We start from the raw sequence: 5,122 nt of genomic DNA, 5'->3' as shown, positions 1-5,122 counted from the left end.
ACCTTTTTATTATTTAAGAAACGTGATAATCCAAATGTTGTAATACTTGCAAACACAATACTTAACGCACTGAACCATGTAATGGAAGACAATGATATTTGCCCCACAATGATTCCACCAAAACCTGCACCAGCCGCAAAGCCTAATTGCATCATCGATTGGTTCAGACCTAGCAACACATCTGAGGATTCAGGTGATAGCGTTGCTAAATTATATTGCTGAGTTGCACCTGATGACCAGCCTGCAAATGACCAGACTGTCAATAAAACAAATACAGCAATAATTGAATGTGATATGAAGGAAAGCACGACTAAAGATGTTACGTTTACAAGTAACCCTATTTTTAATGTAAAAATGACGCCTCTCTTATCAGCACTTAATCCACCTAGTTTAGAACCAAATAAGCTTGCAACTCCAAGAACTAGTAAAGTAATGCTTACAAGAGAATCACTCATACCTACATTTTTTACAAGGAATGGAGATAAATAAGTAAAAAGAATTCCGTATCCTGTCATTAAAAAGAAGGTGATTGATAATGCTAAAGCAATTTTTGGTTTTTTGAACATCGCAATTTGTCTCGTTAAAGGGATTGAAGCATCACCATTCATTTTTGGTATTGTATTTAAAACAATAAAAATGACAAGTAAAACTAATATTGCGGTACCGATAAATACAAATTTCCAGCCATACGTAGATGTAATAAAACGTCCAATAGGAACGCCAATGATTAATGATGCGGTAAATCCCATGACAACTGTTGCAATTGAACTGGCCTTTTTATTAGCAGGTGCAATCTTTGCTGCGATATTTAAAATTGTAACGACTGCTACACCTGTACTTAAAGCCATAATAATGCGAGCAATTATAAATAATCCATACCCTGGAACAATCACTGAAAGTAAATTTCCTACAATAAAAACAAATAACGCATAGATCAGTAATTTTCGTCTTTCCATTTTAGCCGTTAATACCAGTAATATAGGTGTACCGATGGCATAGGCTAATGAAAAGACTGTAATTAATTGACCAGCCGCTCCAATTGACACTCCTAGAGCCTCTGCCATTTTATCCAAAATACCTGAGATGATGGGTTGTGAAGTACCGACTAAAAAACTTATCAGTGCTAAAATATAAATCTTTGCTGTATTTGACAAGTGAAAATTCCTCCTCAATATCATTATTAATTTCTATATTTCTATATTTATATAAACACTGTAATAATTTACAAAATGAAAGAACCTATTAAACCATTTTGTTATTTCCTCAAGATTTTGTTTCTTTGCTAATTTGACCCTTACATTTTCTTCGCTCATTTCTGTTATTCAGTATTTTTATAAATACTGAAATTTAAATTAAAATTATTCCGCTTTAACATTAAAGTAAAGCGGGAGCGTATTGTGCAAGGACTTCTCGTTGTAAACTGTAATATCTGAAGGTTCCCTCTCTGCGAACTGCTAATAATCCGCAATCGAGTAATGGTTTTAAATGATGCGTCAATGTTGAATTGTTAGGGACTTTTAATTGATTTGCCATTTCCAGGCAAGCTAACTCTGATTGTTGAGTTAGTAATTTTACGATTTGTAAACGAGTCGATTCACCTAATGCCTTATAGACTTTTACTGCAATATCATCATTCACCGCTAAAAACCTCCTTTCAGCAACCCTTATTTCAGTATTTCTAGAAATATTATATTTAATCAGAGATGCTCTGTCAAGAGAGTTCTTTTCCACTTTTTAATTCAAGGGCTGTTTTCTTCATTTTAGAGTTTTCACTTAAATAAAAAACGCACATTAGGTTAAATATACAAATAGTCACCAAAACATAAAGCCTGTATCTTAGATTACCAAGTAATCATTGATACAGGCTTTATTAATATTCTTTATTTCACAAACCTGAGTAAGGGGCCTATGATTAATGATGCATCGGCTCCAGAACATTTGCGCCAGCCTCTAACGAGCGACTCGGCAATTCTTTGGTATATACTATTCCGCCGTGAATTTGCAGGACACGGTCTACGACTCGATTCCCCATCTTCGTACCGTATAGTTTGGCAAACGACGCATGCTGTTTCGATTCCCATAAACATGAGAATACTAGAAACTTGATGTAAATGAACTAGATGTTTCAGCAACTGTTACCATTTACTTTCCTTTAAATTCAGGCTTCCGCTTCTTTATAAATGCGGCAATGCCTTCCTGGTGGTCTTCGGTTTGCACCATTAAAGTTTGAATCAGCCGTTCCTGTTCCAGGATTTCAGCTAACGAGGCAGTCAATGCCTGGTCGATTAATTTCTTTTGTTTTCCATAAGATTTACCAGGGCCGTACGCCAATTTTAATGCCAGTTTAGTAGTTTCTTCCTGAAGTTTTTCCAATGGATGCAAATAATTGATAACACCCAATTGATTAAGACGCTCTGCCGGAATGGGTTCGGCAGTAAAGAAGAATTGTTTGGCCAAGTGCGGACCGACTAATCTTGGCAGAAAATAAGATCCACCTCCATCGGAGATTAAACCAACCTGCGAAAAGCTGAGCGCGAATTTACTGTCATCTGCCGCTACAATCAAATCACAGGCCAGTGCCAAATTGAAACCAGCTCCGGCAGCATAACCATGAACGGAAGCAATAATCGGCTTTTCCGTCTCTTTCATCAAAATAATCAACTCATTCACCTTTCCAATATGGTCATAGACGTGAATGCCGCCTCCTGCGCCCATCGATTTTACATCGCCACCGGCGCAAAACGAGCGGCCGGCACCGGATAACACAATGACCTGCACGTCCTCATCGGTTTGGGCATTCTTCAGGGCATCTTTTAATCCCAAAATCATATCCGGGCTGAAAGCATTTAAACTCTGTGGCCGATTTAAGGTTAACGATAAAACTGGACCTAATTTTTCTACAACTAAATGTTCTTGTGTCATAAAAATCTTCCTTTCTTTTTTTAAAAATTTAACTAGCATTATTTAATCAGCCAGCCTCCATCAATAAGCAAATCGGAACCAGTCATATAGGAGGCTTCGTGGGATGCTGCAAAGGCAATCACATTAGCAATTTCTTCGGGCTGGGCTACCCTTTTTAACGCAGTGTTGTTTTCAATGGCGCGGACAAACCGCTCATTTTGCAAACCATTGGCTGTTAAAGCGGTTTCAATAAAACCGGGGGAAACCGAATTCACGCGGATTCTCCAAAGGCGCCAATTCCAGTGCAAGTGCTCTAGTAAAATTGATTACAGCGGCTATGGCAGCACTATAATGAGGAATTTCGGCTCCGGCTTGATGCCCTGACAGTGAGGCTACATTGACGATTGCCCGTTATGCTCTTCGTGTTTCGCTCCTTGGACAATGACACTTCGAAGAGCTTTTGATACTAAGAATACGCTTTTTAGATTGACTGCCTGAACATCATTGCATTCTTGTTCGGATATTTCCAGGTTTTTCGTATACCGCGAACTCCATCATTATGGAATACATGCTGTCATATTTTAAACCGTCTCTGTATTAGAGCTACCAGTTTCGGCCGGACAACCAATTTCCCCCGTGTTTTACGAGTCGCCTATAAATTCAATGCTTCAGGCAGTGCTTCGAATGGATATTCCTGGAACATAATCGGACTTATCGCCCCGTGCTCGTATAAGTCCAGAAGTTCCTAGTGGGCAATCATCACTTGTTCCGGCATTAATTTTCGGAACAGTCCCCAATGAACGCCGACAATCGAATAATGAATATTGTATGGGGCCAGATCTAATGTAGAAGCGCGTGTCATGCCAACAACTGCTGCTTTACTTGTGTGACAAGGGAGACAAACGCGATCGGCAATGAACGAGTAAATCGGCGATGTGTTGATAATCACCCCCTTCAGACTCCGTCATCGCATTCCCGGCCGCTTGGATGCCATTAAACACACCATGCTGATTGATATTGATCGTCCGCAATATTTATATAAATATATATTTATACAAATACCAAATTTAGCTAAATATCTCTCGCCGACCGACCTGATGGGCTTCGGTCAGTTTGCCAGCTTCGTACAATTCTGGAAATGGTTTTTTGGAAAACTTGCCAATACTCGTTTTAGGAATTTCTGTCTTTCTCAAGTAAAACTGTTCGGGCACGGTACAGAATCGTTTTGAGAAGAAGTGGATAAATCATCATCTGAGTTGTAACCTACTATCTTTAGATACTAACCGTTTAGTATGTTTGCGCTTACATATCATAATATTTTTAATAATTTTATAAATTTATAGGTCTATTAAATTTTCCAAATTAAAATTTGTTATAAAATACGAAAATACTGGTAGTGAATGTCCATGAGCAATTGTTCTTTGGAGCCAAAATAATAATAAAAGTCCCTTTTGTCACGCCGTTCAAATGACATGAATCGAGATCTATTCTAAAGGCTTTTTCATGGGAGGAAATTCTTTTTCCCATAAAAACAATTTCATTTGAAAATGCTTCAAAATTACGAGTTAGCTCAATCTTAGAAGACGAACTCCTTGATCTTAATGATGAGCCGATAAATTAATTCCTTTTTATCATGTCATTTTATTTATTCACTTCGGAAATTTACAAGAAATATTAATAATTATGAAGTGAATCTGAGCTGCAAACACAAATAATATGTAATAAACAAAGGAACATATAAAGTTATTTTTTTATGTTCCTTCAAAAAAATTCAAATTGAATTGTCAATAAACGTAAACTTTTAATGTCGGTTTATCCATGATAAGTTGGCTTACCCGTTCATGAAATCCGGGAAAAGTGATCAGTATAGTCTACAATTTTATACCAACAACCTTTACTTTGGAGTGGAAGGTTGTTGGAATGTAAGCTGCTATTTAACAGTAAGATTGTTTACTTGTTTCATAAAATCGGCGAAAAAGTCCTTACCAAGCACACGTTGGTATTGAAGAACCCCTTTACCAGCAGCCAAAATCATTAGGGCAAGAGAATCAACATCGACTGAAGACTGGAGGTCACCTTGTTCCTGTATTTCCCGAAGTATATTCGTAATAATTAGTAGTTCCTTTTCGCTTATTTCCTTTACCTTTTTCTGCATTGCCTCAGGCAAAGATTCAAAATCTGTTTGTAAGGACGAGATTGGGCAAATGTCATAACATCTAAA

5 protein-coding genes and 3 pseudogenes are annotated in these 5,122 nt (G+C 37.5%); all 8 read right to left on the bottom strand.

The annotated features are described in order from the left end of the window. Window positions 1–1,154 (bottom strand): MFS transporter (locus tag COE25_RS27810; RefSeq protein WP_098934954.1); only part of this gene is annotated, 1,154 nt, incomplete at its 3' end. Window positions 1,155–1,374: 220 nt separating this feature from the next. Beyond that, complete coding sequence (locus COE25_RS27805; protein ID WP_026565115.1) at window positions 1,375–1,638, bottom strand: ArsR/SmtB family transcription factor; 264 nt, start codon at window positions 1,636–1,638, stop codon at window positions 1,375–1,377. 325 nt (window positions 1,639–1,963) lie between these two features. Further along, a pseudogene (locus COE25_RS31955) lies at window positions 1,964–2,062 on the bottom strand (acyl-CoA dehydrogenase family protein); the annotation flags it as partial. An 80-nt stretch (window positions 2,063–2,142) separates the two neighbouring features. After that, window positions 2,143–2,922, bottom strand: coding sequence for an enoyl-CoA hydratase/isomerase family protein (locus COE25_RS27795; RefSeq protein ID WP_098934955.1), 780 nt, complete (start codon window positions 2,920–2,922; stop codon window positions 2,143–2,145). 38 nt (window positions 2,923–2,960) lie between these two features. Then, window positions 2,961–3,431, bottom strand: a pseudogene (locus COE25_RS27790) (SDR family NAD(P)-dependent oxidoreductase); the annotation flags it as partial. Between the two features lie 215 nt (window positions 3,432–3,646). Next, window positions 3,647–3,850, bottom strand: a complete 204-nt coding sequence (locus COE25_RS30360) for a Rossmann-fold NAD(P)-binding domain-containing protein (protein WP_142354522.1) — start codon at window positions 3,848–3,850, stop codon at window positions 3,647–3,649. A 426-nt stretch (window positions 3,851–4,276) separates the two neighbouring features. Then, window positions 4,277–4,362 (bottom strand): annotated as a pseudogene (locus tag COE25_RS32440) (TetR/AcrR family transcriptional regulator); the annotation flags it as partial. 469 nt (window positions 4,363–4,831) lie between these two features. Further along, on the bottom strand, window positions 4,832–5,122 hold a 291-nt coding region (locus tag COE25_RS31115), incomplete at its 5' end, for a TetR family transcriptional regulator C-terminal domain-containing protein (protein ID WP_373605387.1).

Origin of the sequence: Bacillus sp. AFS031507, assembly GCF_002584635.1 — a bacterium.
Classification (GTDB): domain Bacteria; phylum Bacillota; class Bacilli; order Bacillales; family Cytobacillaceae; genus Neobacillus.
Note: the sequence above shows the minus strand (reverse complement) of the source record. Positions and strands in the feature narration are given on the sequence as shown.